The 18,029-nt window shown below is 69.9% G+C and carries 17 protein-coding genes; 12 read left to right on the forward strand and 5 right to left on the reverse strand.

Translation table 11 applies throughout. The features are described 5' to 3' along the window. Positions 1-125 precede the first annotated feature (125 nt). Positions 126-314: a hypothetical protein gene (locus F3J10_RS04370; RefSeq protein WP_167241228.1), complete on the reverse strand. Its 189-nt coding sequence runs from the start codon at positions 312-314 to the stop codon at positions 126-128. 141 nt (positions 315-455) lie between these two features. Between F3J10_RS04370 and F3J10_RS04375 the strand changes: the two genes are divergently transcribed. Further along, positions 456-1,607 carry a GGDEF domain-containing protein gene (locus F3J10_RS04375; RefSeq protein WP_167241230.1) on the forward strand — a complete coding sequence of 384 codons (1,152 nt, stop codon included), beginning with the start codon at positions 456-458 and terminating at the stop codon, positions 1,605-1,607. A gap of 36 nt (positions 1,608-1,643) precedes the next feature. Here the strand turns inward: F3J10_RS04375 and F3J10_RS04380 are convergent, their stop codons facing one another. Continuing rightward, positions 1,644-2,363 carry a helix-turn-helix domain-containing protein gene (locus F3J10_RS04380; protein WP_201446769.1) on the reverse strand — a complete coding sequence of 240 codons (720 nt, stop codon included), beginning with the start codon at positions 2,361-2,363 and terminating at the stop codon, positions 1,644-1,646. 162 nt (positions 2,364-2,525) lie between these two features. Here F3J10_RS04380 and F3J10_RS04385 point away from each other — a divergent pair, with 162 nt between their 5' ends. Next, positions 2,526-3,281 carry an SDR family oxidoreductase gene (locus F3J10_RS04385; protein ID WP_025101879.1) on the forward strand — a complete coding sequence of 252 codons (756 nt, stop codon included), beginning with the start codon at positions 2,526-2,528 and terminating at the stop codon, positions 3,279-3,281. On the opposite strand, the gene F3J10_RS04390 is transcribed toward F3J10_RS04385, so the two are convergent. After that, positions 3,272-4,198, reverse strand: coding sequence for a LysR family transcriptional regulator (locus F3J10_RS04390; protein ID WP_025101878.1), 927 nt, complete (start codon positions 4,196-4,198; stop codon positions 3,272-3,274). The genes F3J10_RS04385 and F3J10_RS04390 overlap by 10 nt on opposite strands. A 104-nt stretch (positions 4,199-4,302) precedes the next feature. Here F3J10_RS04390 and F3J10_RS04395 point away from each other — a divergent pair, with 104 nt between their 5' ends. The 9 genes from F3J10_RS04395 to F3J10_RS04435 all read left to right on the forward strand — a co-directional run bounded on the left by F3J10_RS04395 (position 4,303) and on the right by F3J10_RS04435 (position 13,624). Next, complete coding sequence (locus tag F3J10_RS04395; protein WP_166910635.1) at positions 4,303-4,866, forward strand: heme-binding protein; 564 nt, start codon at positions 4,303-4,305, stop codon at positions 4,864-4,866. A 174-nt stretch (positions 4,867-5,040) separates the two neighbouring features. Continuing rightward, entirely contained in the window at positions 5,041-5,445 is a 405-nt protein-coding gene (locus F3J10_RS04400; RefSeq protein ID WP_013688971.1) for a Fur family transcriptional regulator, read from the forward strand. A 47-nt stretch (positions 5,446-5,492) separates the two neighbouring features. Next, on the forward strand, positions 5,493-6,710 hold the full coding sequence (gene zigA / locus F3J10_RS04405; protein ID WP_167241232.1) for a zinc metallochaperone GTPase ZigA: 1,218 nt from the start codon (positions 5,493-5,495) through the stop codon (positions 6,708-6,710). Between the two features lie 59 nt (positions 6,711-6,769). Beyond that, positions 6,770-7,687 (forward strand): GTP cyclohydrolase FolE2, encoded by a 918-nt coding sequence (folE2, locus tag F3J10_RS04410; RefSeq protein WP_167241234.1) that lies wholly within the window; start codon positions 6,770-6,772, stop codon positions 7,685-7,687. Then, positions 7,684-9,114 carry a cysteine--tRNA ligase gene (gene cysS, locus F3J10_RS04415; RefSeq protein WP_167241237.1) on the forward strand — a complete coding sequence of 477 codons (1,431 nt, stop codon included), beginning with the start codon at positions 7,684-7,686 and terminating at the stop codon, positions 9,112-9,114. The genes folE2 and cysS overlap by 4 nt, the downstream gene beginning before the upstream one ends. A gap of 29 nt (positions 9,115-9,143) precedes the next feature. After that, the gene (gene thrS / locus F3J10_RS04420) at positions 9,144-11,159 is read left to right on the forward strand and encodes a threonine--tRNA ligase (RefSeq protein ID WP_205200149.1); all 2,016 of its coding nucleotides are present in this window, start codon (positions 9,144-9,146) and stop codon (positions 11,157-11,159) included. Then, positions 11,156-11,662 carry a phosphoribosyl-AMP cyclohydrolase gene (gene hisI / locus F3J10_RS04425; protein ID WP_167241241.1) on the forward strand — a complete coding sequence of 169 codons (507 nt, stop codon included), beginning with the start codon at positions 11,156-11,158 and terminating at the stop codon, positions 11,660-11,662. The genes thrS and hisI overlap by 4 nt, the downstream gene beginning before the upstream one ends. A gap of 25 nt (positions 11,663-11,687) precedes the next feature. Then, positions 11,688-12,749 carry a homocysteine S-methyltransferase family protein gene (locus F3J10_RS04430; RefSeq protein ID WP_160294510.1) on the forward strand — a complete coding sequence of 354 codons (1,062 nt, stop codon included), beginning with the start codon at positions 11,688-11,690 and terminating at the stop codon, positions 12,747-12,749. Continuing rightward, entirely contained in the window at positions 12,746-13,624 is an 879-nt protein-coding gene (locus F3J10_RS04435) for a PIG-L family deacetylase (protein ID WP_167241243.1), read from the forward strand. The genes F3J10_RS04430 and F3J10_RS04435 overlap by 4 nt, the downstream gene beginning before the upstream one ends. Positions 13,625-13,646: 22 nt before the next feature. Here the strand turns inward: F3J10_RS04435 and F3J10_RS04440 are convergent, their stop codons facing one another. Then, positions 13,647-14,645 carry a helix-turn-helix domain-containing protein gene (locus F3J10_RS04440; protein WP_166910622.1) on the reverse strand — a complete coding sequence of 333 codons (999 nt, stop codon included), beginning with the start codon at positions 14,643-14,645 and terminating at the stop codon, positions 13,647-13,649. A gap of 173 nt (positions 14,646-14,818) precedes the next feature. On the opposite strand from F3J10_RS04440, the gene F3J10_RS04445 reads away from it, so the two are divergent. Next, positions 14,819-16,339, forward strand: coding sequence for an aldehyde dehydrogenase family protein (locus F3J10_RS04445; protein ID WP_167241245.1), 1,521 nt, complete (start codon positions 14,819-14,821; stop codon positions 16,337-16,339). A 66-nt stretch (positions 16,340-16,405) separates the two neighbouring features. On the opposite strand, the gene F3J10_RS04450 is transcribed toward F3J10_RS04445, so the two are convergent. Continuing rightward, positions 16,406-17,908, reverse strand: coding sequence for an MFS transporter (locus tag F3J10_RS04450; RefSeq protein ID WP_025101780.1), 1,503 nt, complete (start codon positions 17,906-17,908; stop codon positions 16,406-16,408). Positions 17,909-18,029 lie beyond the last annotated feature (121 nt).

Genomic DNA, 18,029 nt, shown 5'->3' on the forward strand with positions numbered 1-18,029 from the left:
CATGAAAGCCCGGCTCGGTTTTTCGATTTACCTGGATTGAATATTCCGTCTACGGAAAGATTTGAAACATACTGTATCACGACGATGACAAGGAAATTACCCCGTGCATACCGATACATTTGAAATCAGGCACCATCAATAACAAATGGCACCTTTGATTTGAATTTCAGTAATGGTGAAAATAATCGCCGCTCAATTTCAATTCCATCGACCAATTCGACCTTCCTGATCGCCGCGCCGCGGGCGGCCACGCGGCACGCCGCCATCGTTTCAATCCGGCCCCACGCGATACCGCGAAGCCGCCGCTCGATCACGGCACAGCCGAAACGACTGCCGCTCCCCGCGATGGATTGCGCCCCTCACGCCTGAAATTTGAACATCACGGAGTTGTCGAACGTTCAGCGTAAAATGCCGCCAACCGCCGCGACACACCGGCGTAGGCCTTTACGTCAGTAATGCACGTCGACCTTCTTACCCTATATTTCCTCGCGATCGGAACGCTGTTCGCCAGTGCCGGACTGACGTTCTGGGAGCACCAGGCTCATCCCCATCGCAGCAAGGCATTGCGGATCCTGGCCGCCGGCTACACCACGCTCGGCGTGGGCTGCGCCGTGGTGCTGGTGCGCCGCGCCATGCCCGGCGCGTCGGGCGCCGTGCTCAGCAACCTGGTGATCCTCGGCGGCTACCTGCTGATCCTGGGCGGGGTGGCGGCGCTGAACGGCCGCCGCGCGACGCGCGTGGCGATCGGCGTGCTGACGGTGGACGCGCTGGCCTGGGCGATCTGCTGGACGCGCTGGGCGGACTTGATGTGGTACTACATCAGCGCCCTGCCGATCGCCTTCGTGAGCGGCATGACCACCCGCGAACTGCTGCGCTGCGAGGGCATGAAGGCCCTGCAGGCGCGCCGCATCGCGATCCTCGTCACCGGCCTGCATGCGCTGTTCTATATTGCGCGGGCGCTGGTGCTGCCCTGGCTGGCGCAGCGCTACGGCATGCCGCTGGTGATGCTGGCGAGCCAGGCCACGCTCTACGAGGGCGTGCTGTATTCCGTGATCCTGCCGATGACGCTGCTGCGGCTGATCCGCGAGGAAACCCATGGCCGCCTGCTGCGCGAGGCCCAGACCGACTACCTGACGCGCCTGGGCAATCGCCGCTGGTTCTTCGAGGAAGGCACGCGGGCGATCCAGGCGGCCGGCGGCAAGCTGCCGTTCGCCGTGCTGGCGCTCGACCTCGATCAGTTCAAGCGCATCAACGACCGTTACGGCCATCACACCGGCGACGAGGTGCTGAAATCGTTTGCGGAGGTGGCGCGCACCGTGTTGGGGTCCGAAACGATCCTGGCGCGCATCGGCGGCGAGGAATTCGCGGCGCTGCTGTCGAGCTACGACGCCTCGCGCGCCGCGGAACTCGGCGAGTACGTCGCGCAGCGCTTCGCCGAGACGATCGCCGCCAAGATCGACGGCATCGACATCCAGGCCACCGTCAGCATCGGCCTGGCGCGCTACGAAGCGAACTCGGTGCCGGCCCTGGCCGAGATGCTGGCCGCCGCCGACGCCGCGCTCTACACGGCGAAATCGCTCGGCGGCAACCGGCTGGTGCAGGGCTAGGCGCACCGCCTGGAGCCGCCGCCCGCTGCCTGGGCACTAGCACTTCACCAGGTCGAACAGCTCGCGCATCGAGCGCCGCGCCAGATGGCGCATCAAGGAAGGATCGAGCCGATCGGCCGGCCCGCTCGCGCCGAGCGCGGCCACCATGCGTCCCCGCAACCGCAAGGGCAGCGCGAAGCAATTGAGCCGCGCCTGCGAGGCCTGCAGGTCGAACGCGAAACCCTGCTCGCCGATCGTCGGCAACTCGCTGTCGAGCGCCGCCGGCAAGGCGCCGGCCTGGCGCAGCCGTCGAGCCAGCGCCGGCGTATGCGCCAGGAATATCTTGCCGATCGCGGACGTCGTCAGCGCATCGCGCCGCTCGTTGACGGGCTGGTCCAGCGCGCGACCCTCGCCGTCGAGCGCATCGAGCGTCAGGTAGGCCCGCGTCCCGCACGGCACCGCCAGGAAGCAGTTCTCGCCGCACAAGGCGTTGAAGGCACGCAGCGCCGGCACGAAGGCCTCGCGCAGGCGCGCGCCTTGCGGCAGCAGCGGCCGGGCGGTCGCCGCCAGTCGCAGGCCCAGCGCGTAGCGATGCCGCTCGCGCGTCACGTAGCCCATCTCGACCAGCGTATCGAGCACGCCATGCGCGGTGCTCTTGCTCAGGCCCGTCGCCGCCGCGATCTCCATCAGCCGCGCCGAGCCGCCCTGCGCGCTCAGCGCCTCGAGCAGCGCCATCGCCCGCTGCACCGATTGAATTGCCTTGCCGCCACGTTCCATCCCGCTTCCTCTCTTGCATCCGCTCCGGCCTTTATACCGGGTTTGCGCACCCGCGCGTTCGGCCCTGCCGAACTTTCGCCGCTATTTGCCGCGAGGCGCCCGCCACGCGCGCGGCGTCGCTTATCGTCCTCGCCTCTGCTCCCCATCGACAAGGATATCGACATGGATCTTCAACTGACTGGCGCAAACGTCCTGATCAGCGGCGGCACGCGCGGCATCGGCCGGGCGATCGTCGAGGGCTTTCTCGCCGAGGGCGCGAGGGTGGGCTTCTGCGCGCGCGGCGCGGCCGGCGTGCAGGCCGCCCAGGCCGAACTCGGCGAACGGGCCTTCGGGCAGGTCGTCGACATCGCCGATGCCGCCCAGGTGAGCGCCTGGGTCGAGGCGGGCGCGGCGCGGCTGGGCGGGATCGACGTGATCGTGCCCAACGTCAGCGCGCTGGCCGGCGGCAACGGCCAGCTCGAAAGCTGGCGCCGCGGCTTCGACACCGACCTGCTCGGCACGGTCAGCTTCGTCAATGCCGCGCTGCCCTACCTGCGTCGCTCGCCATCGCCCGCGGTGGTGCTGATCTCGAGCGTGTCGGGACGCGAGATCGACGATTTCGCCGAACCCTACGGCGTCCTGAAGGCTGCCCTGGTCCACTACGGCAAGACGCTGTCGGCGCGCCACGCTCGCGAGGGCATCCGCGTCAACACCGTCTCGCCCGGCAACATCCATTTCGAGGACGGCGTGTGGGGCCGGCGCGAACGCGAGGATCCGGCCGGCTTCGCGCGCGCCCTGGCCGCCAACCCGATGGGCCGCATGGGCCGCCCCGAGGAAGTGGCGAAGGCCGCCGTGTTTCTCGCCAGCCGCGCCGCCGGCTTCACGACCGGCACCAACCTGCTGGTCGACGGCGGCCTCACGCGCGGCGTTCAGTTCTGAACCGGGAGGCGGGTGGCCAGGCCGCCGTCGATGTCGGCCAGCGCGGCCGCCAGCGCGTCGACGAACAGCGCCACCTTGCGCGAGCGGCTGCGGCTGACCGGGTGGATCGCATAAAACGCCACCGGCTCGGGCTCGAACGCGTCGAGTACGGTCAGCAGCCGCCCCGCATCGAGATGCCCGGCCACTTCCCACCAGGATTTCTGCGCCAGGCCGAGCCCCGCCAACGCCCAGGACACCGGCAGCTCCGAGTGGTTCGCGACCAGCGCGCCTGTCACGCGCAGCTTGCGCGCCGCCGCGCCCTGGCCGAAGCGCCAGTCGGCGTGGCGATGCGGCTCGCTGTTGAAGACCAGGCAGCGATGCGCGGCCAGCTCGTCGGGGCTGCCCGGCCGGCCGTGGCGCGCGAGATAGGCCGGGCTGGCCACCACCACGCGCCGCGTCTCGAACAGGCGGCGCCCGATCAGCGGCGTGTCGACCACCGGGCCGCCGCGCACGGCGACGTCGAAACCCTCGGCGACGATGTCGGCGAAGCGGTCGTCGAGCGTCAGGTGGATGCCGATCTCGGGATACTGGCCGGCGAAACGCTCGATGAACGGCGAGATCCACTGCCGGCCGAGCGGCGTCGGCGCCGTCACGCGCAGGATGCCGCGTGCCGAGGCGGCGCTGTCGACCACCCGGCTCTCCAGCGTCTGCCATTCGTCGAGCAGGCGGCTGGCCTCCTGGAAATAGGCCGTGCCGGCCTCGGTCAGCGCCTGGCGCCGCGTGGTGCGCAACAGCAGGGGCACGCCCAGGCGCTTCTCGAGCCCCTTCACGCGATCGGCCACCACCGAGGGCGCCAGCCCGAGGCGCCGCGCGGCCGCGGAAAAACTCCCGTGCCGCACGACTTCGACAAAGATTTCCAGCTCGGTGAAGGCATGCATCGATTTCGCGGATTCTCCGGTAAGTCTTCGCGAAATTACCTCATTTTTCGCGAACGGGTCGCATCGCAAAATCGGGCGCATCATTCATCCACGCCCGGAGGCCCATGAATCCCGCCACCCTCGCCCGCCGCGCGACATCGCTCGCCGCCGCCAGCCTGCCGCTGCTCGCGGCGCTCGCCTGCCTCGCCCCCACTGCCCGCGCCGCCCGCGTTGACGACGCGCCGCTGATCACCACCCAGAAGCTGCGCTGGCAGACCGCCCAGGCGCTCGCCGCCGAGGCCGTGCGCGTATGCGCCGCCGACGGTTATTCGGTCACCGCCACCGTGGTCGACCCTTCCGGCCACGCGCAGGCGGTGGTGAAGGGCGACACGGTTCCGCTGCAGTCGCTGTCGGTCTCGTATCGCAAGGCCTACACGGCCTTCTCCTACGGCATGACCTTCAACCTCGACACCACCAGCCAACTGATCGCCGCCAAGGTGACCGGGCCGCTCGACGGCGCGGTGCTGGCCACCGAGCCCGAGGTGCTGTTCATCCCGGGCGGCGTGACCTTGCGCCGGGCCGATCGCGGCGTGATCGGCGGCATCGGCGTGTCCGGCGCGCCGGGCGGCGACAAGGACGAAGCCTGCGCGCAGGCCGCCGTCGCCAAGTACCAGGACCGCTTCCGCTGAACGTCGCGCCGGTGCCCGACCGCGCGCACCGGCCTTCCCCTTTCCCGCCTTTGTCTCGCCCCTCCCGTCACACGGCACCCTACGCGTCGCCCCGAGATGATATAACATATCATTTTCGTATCCCGCATCGCATCCCGCCGTCGCGATGCCCGAGGCCGGCCCCGGAGGATTCCCATGCGATTGACCGTCAACCAGCAGCGCGTGCTGGCCGCCCTCAGGCAGGCGGCCGGTCCGCTCAGCGCCTACGCGCTGCTGGCGCGGCTGCGCGAGCAGGGTTTCAGCGCGCCGGCCCAGGTCTACCGGGCGCTGGAGCGGCTCACCGCGCAAGGCCTGGTGCACCGGCTCGAATCGCTGAACGCCTACCTGGCCTGCCGGCAGACGGCCGCCTGCGGGCCCGGCCTGCGCGCCTTCGCGATCTGCGACGAATGCGGGCAGGTCGACGAATTCGTCGACCCGGAAGTCGGCCGCTGCCTGGGGCACTGGATGCGCGAGCACGCATTCTCCCTGCGCCAGGCCGCCATCGAGCTTCACGGCCAGTGCGCGGCCTGCGGCGCACGTGAACAGGCCACGCACGGCTGAGTCGCCATCGAGCGAAGCCAGCGCGCGCCATTATCGAGATCCCCAAGATGAGCCAAGCAACCTCCACTTCCCCCTCTCCCGGCAGCCTGCCGGTCACGGTGCTGTCCGGCTTTCTCGGCGCGGGCAAGACCACCTTGCTGAACCACATCCTCAACAATCGCGAGGGCCGGCGCGTGGCGGTGATCGTCAACGACATGTCGGAGGTGAACATCGACGCGGCCCTGGTACGCGAGGGCGGCGCCGAGCTGTCGCGCACCGACGAGAAGCTGGTGGAGATGAGCAACGGCTGCATCTGCTGCACGCTGCGCGAGGACCTGCTGGAAGAGGTCGACCGGCTGGCGCGCGAGGGCCGCTTCGATCAGATCGTGATCGAGTCGACCGGCATCTCCGAGCCGCTGCCGGTGGCCGAGACCTTCACCTTCGAGGGCGAGGACGGCCGCAGCCTCAACGAGATCGCCCAGCTCGACACCATGGTGACGGTGGTGGACGGCTACAACTTCCTGCTCGACTACAGCTCGCGCGACAGCCTGCAATCGCGCGGCGAATCGCTGGGCGAGGAAGACCGGCGCACCGTGGTCGACCTGCTGATCGAGCAGATCGAGTTCTGCGACGTGATCGTGCTGAACAAGATCGACCTGATCAGCGACACCGAGCGCGAGCGCCTGATGGCGATCCTGCGCGGCCTGAACCCGCGCGCGCGCATCGAGCTGGCCGAATTCGGCAAGGTGCCGCTCGAGCGCGTGCTCGGCACCGGCCTATTCGATTTCGACGCAGCCTCGAAGGCGCCGGGCTGGCTGCAGGAAATGCGCGGCACCCACACGCCCGAAACCGACGAATACGGCATCCGCAGCTTCGTCTATCGCGCGCGCCGCCCGTTCCACCCGCAGCGCTTCCACGCGCTGATCGGCAGCGAATGGCCCGGCGTGGTGCGCTCGAAGGGCTTCTTCTGGCTGGCCAGCCACCCCACCCTGGCCGGGAGCTGGTCGCAGGCGGGCGCCGTGGCGCGCCACGGCCCGGCCGGCTACTGGTGGGCCGCGGTGCCCGAGGAGCGCTGGCCGCAAGACCCGGAGGCGGTCGCCGCGATCCGCGCCAAGTGGGACGAGCGCGTCGGCGACGCGCGGCAGGAACTGGTGCTGATCGGCATGGACATGGACGAGGCGTCGATGCGCGCCCGGCTCGATGCCTGTCTGCTCAGCGACGAGGAAATGTCCCGCGGCCCGGCCGTCTGGACCACCTGGCCGAGTCCGTTTTCCGACTGGCCCTGATCGAACCAGCGCTCCTTGCTCCAGACCGGGTGGGGACGCATCTCCACCGAACCGAGAGCATGAACGCAGCCCTTCCCGACGTCTCCCTGACCGACCTCGCGCCCAGCCTGAGCCCGCTGGCCTGGGTCGGCATGCAGCAGATCGACCTTCCCGTCACGATCGACGAGCCCGGCTATCGGCGCGCCCTGCACGCGCGCGCCGACGTGCAGGTCGATCTGCCCGCCCCGCAGGTCAAGGGCATCCACATGTCGCGCCTATATCGCCTGCTCGACACGCTCGGGCACGACGAGGCGCTGTCGCCCGCCGGCCTGGTCGCGCTGCTGCAGGCGATGGTCGACAGCCATCGCGACTGCGACAGCCGCAATGCGCGCCTGCGCCTGCGGGCCGAGCTGCTGACGCGCCGCCCGGCCCTCGTCACCGAGGGTCTGTCGGGCTGGAAAGCCTACCCGGTGCGCATCGACGCGACGCTGATCGACGGCCGCCCGAGCCTGCATGCACGCGTCACGGTCGCCTATTCGTCGACCTGCCCGTGCTCGGCGGCGCTGTCGAGGCAACTGGTGGAACAGGCCTTCCTCAAGGACTTCGAAGCGAGCGCCGCGCTCGACCCGGTGGAAGTCGCCGCCTGGCTGAAGTGTCATGCCACCTTGGCCACGCCGCACAGCCAGCGCAGCGAGGCCGAGGTGAGTATCGGGATCGCCGCCGATGCGCGCGATTTCGGCCTGCTCTCGCTGATCGACCGCATCGAGGCGGCCGTCGCCACGCCGGTGCAGACGGCGGTCAAGCGCGCCGACGAACAGGCCTTCGCGGCGCTGAACGGCGCCAACCTGATGTTCGTCGAGGACGCCGCGCGGCGCATCCAGGCCGCGCTCGCCGGCCTCGGCGGCGCGCACGTGCATGTGCGCCACCTGGAAAGCCTGCATCCGCACGACGCGGCGGCCTGGTCCGTGCCGGTGCGAGCGGGAGGAGTCCAGCCATGAGCGACGCGATCCGCCTGCACAACACGCTCACGCGCCGCAAGGAAGTCCTTCGGACCTCCCGGCCCGATCGCGCCACCATGTACGTCTGCGGCCCCACCGTCTACAACTTCGCGCACATCGGCAACGCGCGGCCGGCGGTGGTGTTCGACGTGCTGGCGCGCCTGCTGCGCCACGACTATCGCGAGCTGGTCTACGCGCGCAACTTCACCGACGTCGACGACAAGATCAACGCGGCCGCGGCCGCCGCGGCCTTGCCGATCGGCGCGATCACCGAGCGCTACATCGCGGCCTATCACGAGGACATGCAGGCGCTGGGCGTGCTCGCGCCCGACCTCGAACCGCGCGTCACCGAGCACATCCCCGAGATCGTCGCCCTGATCGAAACCTTGATCGCGCGCGGCCATGCCTATGTCGCGGAAGGCCACGTGCTGTTCCATGTGCCGTCCTACGCCGACTACGGCCAGCTCTCGGGCCGCCGCACCGAGGACATGATCGCCGGCGCGCGCGTGGAGGTGGCGCCCTACAAGCGCGATCCGCTCGACTTCGTGCTGTGGAAGCCCTCGACGCCCGAGCTGCCCGGCTGGGACAGCCCCTGGGGCCGCGGTCGCCCCGGCTGGCACGTCGAATGCACGGCGATGATCGGCCGCCACCTCGGCCATACCATCGACATCCACGGCGGCGGCCAGGACCTGATCTTCCCGCATCACGAGAACGAGATCGCGCAAGGCAGTTGCGCCCACGACGCGCTGTATTGCCGGACCTGGGTACACAACAGCTTCGTCACCGTCGACGGCCAGAAGATGTCGAAGTCGCTCGGCAACGTGCTGCTGGTGCGCGAGCTGCTGGCCGAGGCACCCGGCGAGGCAATCCGTTTCGCGCTGCTGGCCACGCATTACCGCAATCCGCTGCACTGGAACGCGCGGCGCCTGGCTCAGGCGCGGCAGACGCTGACGCGCTGGTACGGCGCGCTGGCGTGTGTCGAGGCGCACGACGGCGGGCCTGCTCCGGCCCAGCCCGTCGAGCCCGATGCGCTGGTGCTGGCCGCGCTGCGCGACGACCTCAACGTGCCGCTCGCGATCAGCCGCCTGCACGAGCTCGTATCGCAGCTCGCCCACGCCACCGATCCCGACGAGCAGCGCGAGGCCGCGGCGCGGCTGCGTGCCTCCGCGGCGCTGCTCGGGCTGCTACGGCAGCACGCCCGAAGCGCCCTCGCCGCGCTGCGCCACCAGTCCCGCGATCCGCGCCATGCGCCGCTGACGCCCGAGCGCGCCGAGGCGCTGGTGGCCGAGCGCGATGCCGCGCGCCAGCGTCGCGACTTCGCCCGCGCCGACGCGCTGCGCCAGGAACTCGACGACGGCGGCGTGCTGCTCGAGGACACGCCGCAAGGCACGCAATGGCGTTTCGCCGATCACGAGGTGCAGCCATGACGCCTCCCCTCTCCCCCCTTCCCGAAGCCATGATTCCTTCCACCCTGGCCGAATCCATCGACCTCACCCTGCCCGACGGCTCGCATCGCGGCGTCGCGACAGGCACCACGGTGGCCGAGGTGGCCGCCGCGATCGGCCCCGGCCTGGCCAGGCGCGCCGTCGCCGGCGAACTCGACGGCCGGCTGGTCGATCTCGGCGACGCCATCGAGCACGATGCGAGGCTTCGCATCATCACGCCCGCCGACGAGGAAGGGCTCGCGATCATCCGCCACTCCTGCGCCCACCTGCTCGGCCACGCGGTCAAGCAGCTCTACCCGGACGCGAACATGGTGATCGGCCCGGTGATCGAGGACGGTTTCTACTACGACATCGCCTATTCGCGCCCCTTCACGCCCGAGGACCTGGCGGCCATCGAGCAGCGCATGCGCGAGCTGATCGACCTCGACTACGCGGTGATCAAGCGCGTGCTGCCGCGCGAGGAAGCGATCCGCCTGTTCCGCGAGCGCGGCGAGGCCTACAAGCTGCGCCTGATCGAGGAAATGCCCGAGGTCGCGGCGATGAACCTCTATTTCCACCAGGAATATGTCGACATGTGCCGTGGCCCGCACGTGCCGAACACGCGTTTCCTCAAGGCCTTCAAGCTCACGCGCCTGGCCGGCGCCTACTGGCGCGGCGACGCGCGCAACCCCCAGCTGCAACGCATCTACGGCACCGCCTGGGCCGACGCGCGCCAGCTCGCGGCCCATCTCGAGCGGCTGGAGGAAGCCGAGCGGCGCGACCATCGCCGGCTCGGCCGCGAGCTCGACCTGTTCCACTTCCAGGAGGACGCGCCCGGCGCGGTGTTCTGGCATCCGCGCGGCTGGACCGTGTTCCGCGAGCTGATCGCCTACATGCGCCGCCGCCAGGAGGAAGCCGGCTACGTCGAGGTCAACTCGCCCGACGTGATGGACCGCAGCCTGTGGGAAATCTCGGGCCACTGGCTCAACTATCGCGACCACATGTTCACCACCGCCACCGAGGACGGCCGCTCGCTCGCGCTCAAGCCGATGAACTGCCCCGGCAGCGTGCTGCTGTACCGCCACGGCCTGAAGAGCTATCGCGACCTGCCGATCCGCATGGGCGAATTCGGCAAGGTGCATCGCTACGAGCCTTCGGGCGCGCTGCATGGGCTGCTGCGCGTGCGCCACTTCACGCAGGACGACGCCCACATCTATTGCACGCCCGCGCAGATGGACCAGGAATGCCGCGCCGTGGTGGCGCTGGTGCTCGACATCTACCGGCAATTCGGCTTCGAGGACGTGCGCATCAAGCTCTCCACGCGGCCCGCGAACCGGATGGGCGACGAGGCCACGTGGGATCGCCTGGAAGGCGCGCTGGTGAACGCGCTCGACGCAATGGGCCTGGATTACCGGCTCAATCCCGGCGAAGGCGCGTTCTACGGCCCCAAGCTCGAATTCGTGCTGCGCGACGCGATCGGCCGCGACTGGCAATGCGGCACCCTGCAGGTCGACATGAACCTGCCCGAGCGCTTCGGCATCGAGTACGTCGACGAGGATGGCCAGCGCAAGCGGCCCGTGATGCTGCATCGCGCGCTGTTCGGCTCGCTGGAGCGTTTCATCGGCATCCTGATCGAGCATCACGCCGGCAAGCTGCCGCCCTGGCTCGCGCCGGTGCAGGCGATGGTGCTGTCGATCACGGAGGAACATGCCGATTACGCGCGCGACGTGACGCAGCTGCTGGCCGCCTCCGGCCTGCGCGCCGAGGCAGACGTTCGCCGCGAGAAGATCGGCTACAAGATCCGCGAGCAGACCCTGCAGCGGATTCCGTTCCTGCTGGTGGCCGGCGCCCGGGAACGCGAGACCGGCAGCATCGCGATCCGCTCGCACGGCGGGCTCGACCTCGGCACGCTGCCGCTCGCGCAGGCCGTCGCGCTGCTGGTCGACGCATGCCAGGCACCCGACCAGGCCGCGCGCATCGCGGCGCGGCAGGCGCTGTTCGCGCGCGTCGGACTGCATACCCCCAACACGACAGGAGCATTGCAATGAGCCACGTACCCAAGAACACGGCGAGCGAGGGCGTGACGCTGGCCTCGCGCGATTCGGTCGAGCAGGTCGAGGAGGGCCATGCCCTCGCGCCGCGCTTCGACCGCGACGGCCTGATCGCCTGCATCACCACCGAGGCCGCCAGCGGCGAGGTGCTGATGCTCGGCTACATGAACCGCGAGGCGCTGGCGCTGACCATCCGCAGCGGCGAGGCGCACTACTGGAGCCGCTCGCGGCAGGCGCTGTGGCGCAAGGGCGCCACCAGCGGCCTGGTGCAGCGCGTCGAGGAGATGCGCATCGACGACGACCAGGACGCCGTCTGGCTGCGCGTGAGCGTGGCCGGCTCCGGGGCGAGCTGTCATGTCGGCTACCGCTCCTGCTTCTATCGGCGCGTGCCGGTCGGCGCGCAGCACGAGCAGGACCCGGCGCTGGTCTTCACCGAGGCGCGGAAGACCTTCGATCCGCTGCAGATGTACGGCGACGCGCCCAATCCGACGATCCTGTAACCATCGAACCCGCACGAGGACCATCATGGCCCGGCATCCCGCCATCGACATCGACTACACACGCGGCGCCGGGCTGGCGCGGCTGCTGCAGGCGCGCATCGCAATCCTCGACGGCGCGATGGGCACCATGATCCAGCGCGAGCGCCTGGGCGAGGCCGAGTTCCGCGGCGACCGCTTTCGCGACTACCCGCGCGACCTGAAGGGCAACAACGAGCTGCTGTCGCTGACGCGGCCGCAGCTGATCCGCGAGATCCACGACGCCTATTTCGCGGCCGGCGCCGATATCGCCGAGACCAATACCTTCGGCGCGACCTCGATCGCGCAGGCCGACTACGGCCTCGAAGCGCTGGTGCGCGAGATGAACCTCGAATCGGCGCGGCTCGCGCGCGCCTCGGCCGACCGCCATGCCACGCCCGGGCAGCCGCGTTACGTGGCCGGCGCGATGGGGCCCACGCCGCGCACGGCCAGCATCTCGCCCGACGTGAACGATCCCGGCGCGCGCAACGTCAGCTTCGACGAGCTGCGCGAGGCCTATCACCAGCAGGCGGCGGCGCTGCTCGAAGGCGGCGTGGACCTGTTCCTGGTCGAGACCGTGTTCGACACGCTCAATGCCAAGGCAGCGCTGTTCGCGCTCGACGAGCTGTTCGAGCAAACCGGCGAGCGGCTGCCGATCATGATTTCCGGCACGGTCACCGATGCCTCGGGGCGCGTGCTGTCGGGGCAGACCGTGGAAGCGTTCTGGAATTCGCTGCGCCATGCGCGCCCGCTCACCTTCGGCCTGAACTGCGCGATGGGCGCCGCGCTGATGCGGCCTTACCTGGCCGAGCTGGCCAAGCATTGCGAAACCTATATCTCCTGCTACCCGAACGCGGGGCTGCCCAACCCGATGAGCGAGACCGGCTTCGACGAAACGCCCGACGTCACCTCCAGCCTGCTCGGCGAATTCGCCGAGGCCGGCCTGCTCAATATCGCCGGCGGCTGCTGCGGGACCACGCCCGAGCACATCGCCGCGATCGCGCGGGTGATGCGCAGCAAGGCGCCGCGCGCGCTGCCCGGCCGGCCCGTCGCGGCGGAGCCCGAGGCATGAGCCAAACGCGGCCGGCCGACGGCGTGATCGACTACCTGGATGCCTTCGATCGCCTGCTGCAAGCGCGGCTGCCGATGCCCGAGCCGGCCGGCCCGCTGCCCTCGATCGAACTCGATCATGATCGCCCGCTGGCGATGCTGGTCTCGCCGCATCCCGACGACGAGTGCCTGGTGGGCGGCCTCGCGCTGCGCCTGCGTCGCGAGGCCGGTTACGCGGTGCTGAACCTGGCGGCCACGCTCGGCAGCCGCGTCGAGCGCCGCGAGGCGCGCTGGTGCGAGCTGAGCCAGGCCTGCGGGCGGCTCGGCTTCGCGCTGGCCGATGCCGGCTTCACGGGCCGCGAGCCGATCAGCGAGGCGCGCCGCCACGCGGACCCGGCCAGTTGGGAACGCGACGTCGCGCTGCTGGCCGCGCTGCTCGACCGGTATCGTCCGCGCCTGCTGGTGTTCCCGCATGCGCGCGACGGCTCGGCCACCCATATCGGCGTGCACCGGCTGGTGCTCGACGCCCTGCAGCGATACGAACGACCGCTGTGGCTGGCGCAGACCGAGTTCTGGGGCACGCTGGACGATCCCAACCTGCTGCTGGAACTGCGCAAGGCCGAGGTCGCCACCCTGCTCGACGCCCTGCTCTGCCATCGCGGCGAAATCGCACGCAATCCCTATCACCTGCGCCTGGCTTCCTGGCTGTCCGACTCGGTGCGGCGCGGCGGCGAGAACGTGCCCGGCGCCGGCGCGCAGCCGCCGTCCTTCCCGTTCGGCGCGCTGTATCGCGTGGATCGATGGAGCGGGTGCGCGATCGAAACCGTCGAACGGCGCGCCATCCTCGACGGCGGCGCCGACCTGCGCGAGCTGTTTCCGCCGCTCGACGCGCGCTGAGCGCTTCTCGCCTCAGCCCACCTCAGCCTCCCTCGCTCCGGCGCGCGGCGAGCCGCTCCCGGTACTCGCTCGGCGTGGTCGCCAGGTACTTGTGGAAGGCGCTGCGCAGCCGCGCATCGGAAGCGAAGCCGCTGCGGAACGCCAGCGACTTCATCGGCAGGCGCGTATCGGCCAGCAGGCGCTTGGCCTTCTCGAGCCGCGCCATCTCGATGAACACGGCCGGGCTCGAACCGGTCTCGCGCTGGAACATCCGCGAGAAATGCCGCGAACTCATCGCGAAGCGCGCCGCCAGCGCCTCCACCGACAGCCGCTCGCCGAGGTGATCGAGGATCCAGGCCTGCATCTCGCGCACGGTCGGCGATTGCGTCAGCTGGCTCTGCAGGCTGGTGCTGACCTGCGCCTGCCCGCCGGGCCGCTTCAGGTAGATCACCATGTCGCGCGCGATCGCGAGTGCCAGCTCGCGGCCATGATCGTGCTCGACGAAGGCCAGCGCCAGGTCGATCGCCGCGCTCACGCCGGCCGAGGTCCAGACCCGCCCCTCCTGCACGAAGATCGCGTCGGTATCGAGCCGCACGCGCGGATAACGCTCGGCCAGCAGGGCCGCCACGCTCCAGTGCGTGGTGGCCTGCTTGCCGTCGAGAAAGCCGCTCGCGGCCAGGAACAGCGTGGCCGAGCACAGCGCGGCCAGCCGCTCGACGCGATGCGCGACGCGCTCCAGCCAGTCGACGATGGCGCGCGATTCGTCGAGCGCCGCTTCGATGTCGCGCGTGCCGACCACGATCACGGTGGAGGCAAAGTGCCGGGTGTCGAGCGGTTCGGTGGCCTCCAGCGGCACCGGCGTGTCCGAGCGCACGGGGCCCGGCACGGGCGCGGCGATCCGCACCTCGTAGCCGGGCGCGCGCCCGCTCTCGCGCAGATGGTGGTTCGCATAGCTGAACACCGTCAGCGCGCTGATGGCCTCGAGCATCTTGAAGCCCGGGTAGACGACGATGTCGATGCGATGGGGGGCAGGCTGTGGCATGAGGGATTTCCGGCGGAATGCGTCAGGTGAGCATGATCGCGAAAAAACGCGCGGCGTGCCGGCCGATGTCCGGATTCGTCGCCAGTGTGTCCGGATCCGGTCGGGATCGGCGGCCCGCCGCGCCGCCGTGCTTCGTAGACTGGCCTCACCTCCACCCCGATGGGAATCCTGTCATGCAATACGCCAAACCCGGCCAACCCGGCTCGCTGCTCTCGGTCGCCTCGCGCTACGGCAACTTCATCGGCGGCGAATTCCGCGCGCCCGTGAAGGGCCAGTACTTCCTGAACCGCTCGCCCGTCACCGGCGAGACCATCGCCGAATTCCCGCGCTCCAGCGCCGAGGATATCGAGCTCGCGCTCGACGCGGCGCATGCCGCTGCCGACGCCTGGGGCCGCACCTCGGTGGCGCAGCGCAGCCTGGCGCTGCTGCGCATCGCCGATCGCATCGAGCAGCACCAGGAGCGGCTGGCGATCGCCGAGACCTGGGACAACGGCAAGCCGATCCGCGAGACGCTGGCGGCCGACCTGCCGCTCGCGATCGACCATTTCCGCTATTACGCCGGCGTGATCCGCGCGCAGGAAGGCGCGACCGCCGAGATCGACGAGCATACCGCCGCCTATCACTTCCACGAGCCGCTCGGCGTGGTGGGCCAGATCATCCCCTGGAACTTCCCGCTGCTGATGGCGGCCTGGAAGGTCGCGCCGGCGCTGGCCGCCGGCAACACGGTGGTGCTCAAGCCGGCCGAGCAGACACCGCTGTCGATCACCCTGCTGCTGGAGATCGTCGGCGACCTGCTGCCGCCCGGCGTGCTCAACGTGGTGCATGGCTTCGGCAAGGAAGCCGGCGAGGCGCTGGCCTCCAGCCGGCGCATCGCCAAGATCGCCTTCACCGGCTCGACGCCGGTGGGCCGGCAGATCCTCCACCACGCGGCCGAGAACATCATCCCCTCCACCGTCGAGCTGGGCGGCAAGTCGCCGAACCTGTTCTTCGAGGACATCATGCAAGCCGAGCCCGAGTTCATCGACAAGGCCGCCGAAGGGCTGGTGCTCGGCTTCCTGAACCAGGGCGAGATCTGCACCTGCCCGTCGCGCGCGCTGGTGCAGGAATCGATCTACGAGCCCTTCATGGAGCGCGTGATCGAACGCGTGAAGCGGATCCGCCAGGGCGACCCCTTCGATACCGAGACCACCATCGGCGCGCAGGTTTCCGAGCAGCAATACGACAAGATCCTCGGCTACCTGACGATCGCGCGCGAGGAAGGCGCGCAGTTCCTGGCCGGCGGCGCGCCGGGCAGGCTGGCGGGCGAGCTGGCCGGCGGCTACTACGTCGAGCCGACCCTGGTGAAGGGGCACAACCGCATGCGCGTGTTCCAGGAGGAGATCTTCGGGCCGGTGATCGCCGTCACCACCTTCCGCGACGAGGCCGAGGCGCTGGCGATCGCCAACGACAGCATCTTCGGCCTGGGCGCCGGGCTGTGGACGCGCGACGCGAACCGCGCCTATCGCGTGGGGCGCGGCATCAAGGCCGGCCGCGTGTGGACCAACTGCTATCACCTGTATCCGGCGCACGCGGCCTTCGGCGGCTACAAGCAATCAGGGATCGGGCGCGAGACCCACAAGATGATGCTCGACCATTACCAGCAGACCAAGAACCTGCTGGTGAGCTACGACGCGCGGCCGGTCGGGCTGTTCTGATCGGGCAAGGCGGCAAGAGGAACGAGGCGCGCAGCAAGCATCCGGCTCGCGGCGCGCCGTTCTCGTTCAGGCAGCCTGTTTCGCGGGCGCGGCGGCCGGCTCGGCGTCGCGATAATCTTCCGCGTCGATGTCGTAGCCGGAAGGCTCCCAGCGCAGCAGCAGGAGCGCCGTCAGCGAGGCCAGCGGCGCCAGCGCGATCAGCCAGAACACCCGCGTGCCGAACGTGGCGGCCAACACCGGGAACAGGAACAGCGACACGGTGGACAGGCCGCGCGCGACGGTCTGCGAGAAGCCGACGCCGACGCCGCGCAGCGAGGTGGGATAGCTGAGCGTGGCGTAGGTCATCGAATGCGAGCCGGGACCGAAGCCCTGCCCGAACAGGTAGGCGCCGAGCAGCAGGATCGCACCGACAACCAGGGCCGCGCCGCTCGGCTTGCCGATCAGCGCCAGGCCGATCAAGGACGCGAACTGCAGGGCCACGCCGGCCACCGTCATCTTCCAGGCGCCGATGCTGGCGGCCGTGCGCACGCCGATCAGGCCGCCCACGAAGGCGAACAGCAGGTTCAGCGCCAGCGCGGCGACGATGGTGGTGAGCGGCCCCTGCTTCAGGAAGCTGGCGAGGATCACCGGCAGGCCGTAGACGATCGCGTTGTAGCCGAACGAGGACGCGCCGCCGATCACCAGCGCCAGGATGGTGCGCTTGCGATAGGTGGGATTGAACAGGGCCGCAAAGCTGCGCCACGAGGCGCGCGCGGGCCGCGGCGTGCCGAGCTCGGCGCCCTCGGCCACCACCGCGTCGATGCCGTGCGAGCGCTTGAGGATGCGCGCCGCGCCCGCCAGGTCGCCCTGGTTGGCGGCCCACACCGGCGATTCGCTGATGTAGCGGCTGCGCACCGCGATGATCGCCAGCGCCGGCACCGCGCCGAAGGCCAGCACCACGCGCCACAGCCAGCCGAGCTGCGCATCGGGCAAGACGGCATAGAGCCCGAGGATCAGCAGGTAGCAGGCACTGGTGGCCGCGTACCAGGCCGGGCACCAGGCGGCGATGCTGGACGCCTTGTTGCGCTTGCCCGAGACGCGCGAGAACTCGGCCAGGAAGGCCATCGCCACCGGCAGGTCGAGGCCGACGCCGATCCCCATCACGAAGCGCGAGATCGCCAGCACCCAGGCATTCGGCGCCAGGCCGGCGGCGATCGCCGCGACCACGAAGAACACCATGTCGGCCATGAACACGCGATAGCGGCCGATCCGGTCGGTCAGGTAGCCGCCGGCCAGGGCGCCCACCAGCGCGCCGAAGGTGATCGCCGAGGACACCAGGCCGACCTGCACCGGGCTCAGCGCGAACTCGCGCGCGATGTCCTTGATGCCGTAGGCCAGCGAGGTGAGGTCGTAGGCGTCGAGGAACACGCCGCCCAGCGCGATCGCCACCACCGCGCGCGCGTGGCCGCCGGGCGCGGCGCCGCGGTTGGCCAGGCGCGCCACGTCCTGGGCCGAGCGGATCAGCTCGGGCGCGCCGGCGGCGGAATCGGCTTGCGCCGGCGCGGCGCGATCGAAAGCGAGGGTCGACATGGTTCGGCTCGTCAGCGAGAAGAAAACGAGTTGCGACTATATCGACCGGAAATACGCGCTCAAATGCCGATTTCGGGGATCCTTATCGCGCGCGCTGCGTAGGCGGCGCGCGGGGATTCGG

Source organism: Burkholderia sp. Cy-637, assembly GCF_011753175.1.
GTDB classification, from domain to species: Bacteria; Pseudomonadota; Gammaproteobacteria; order Burkholderiales; family Burkholderiaceae; genus Burkholderia; species Burkholderia gladioli.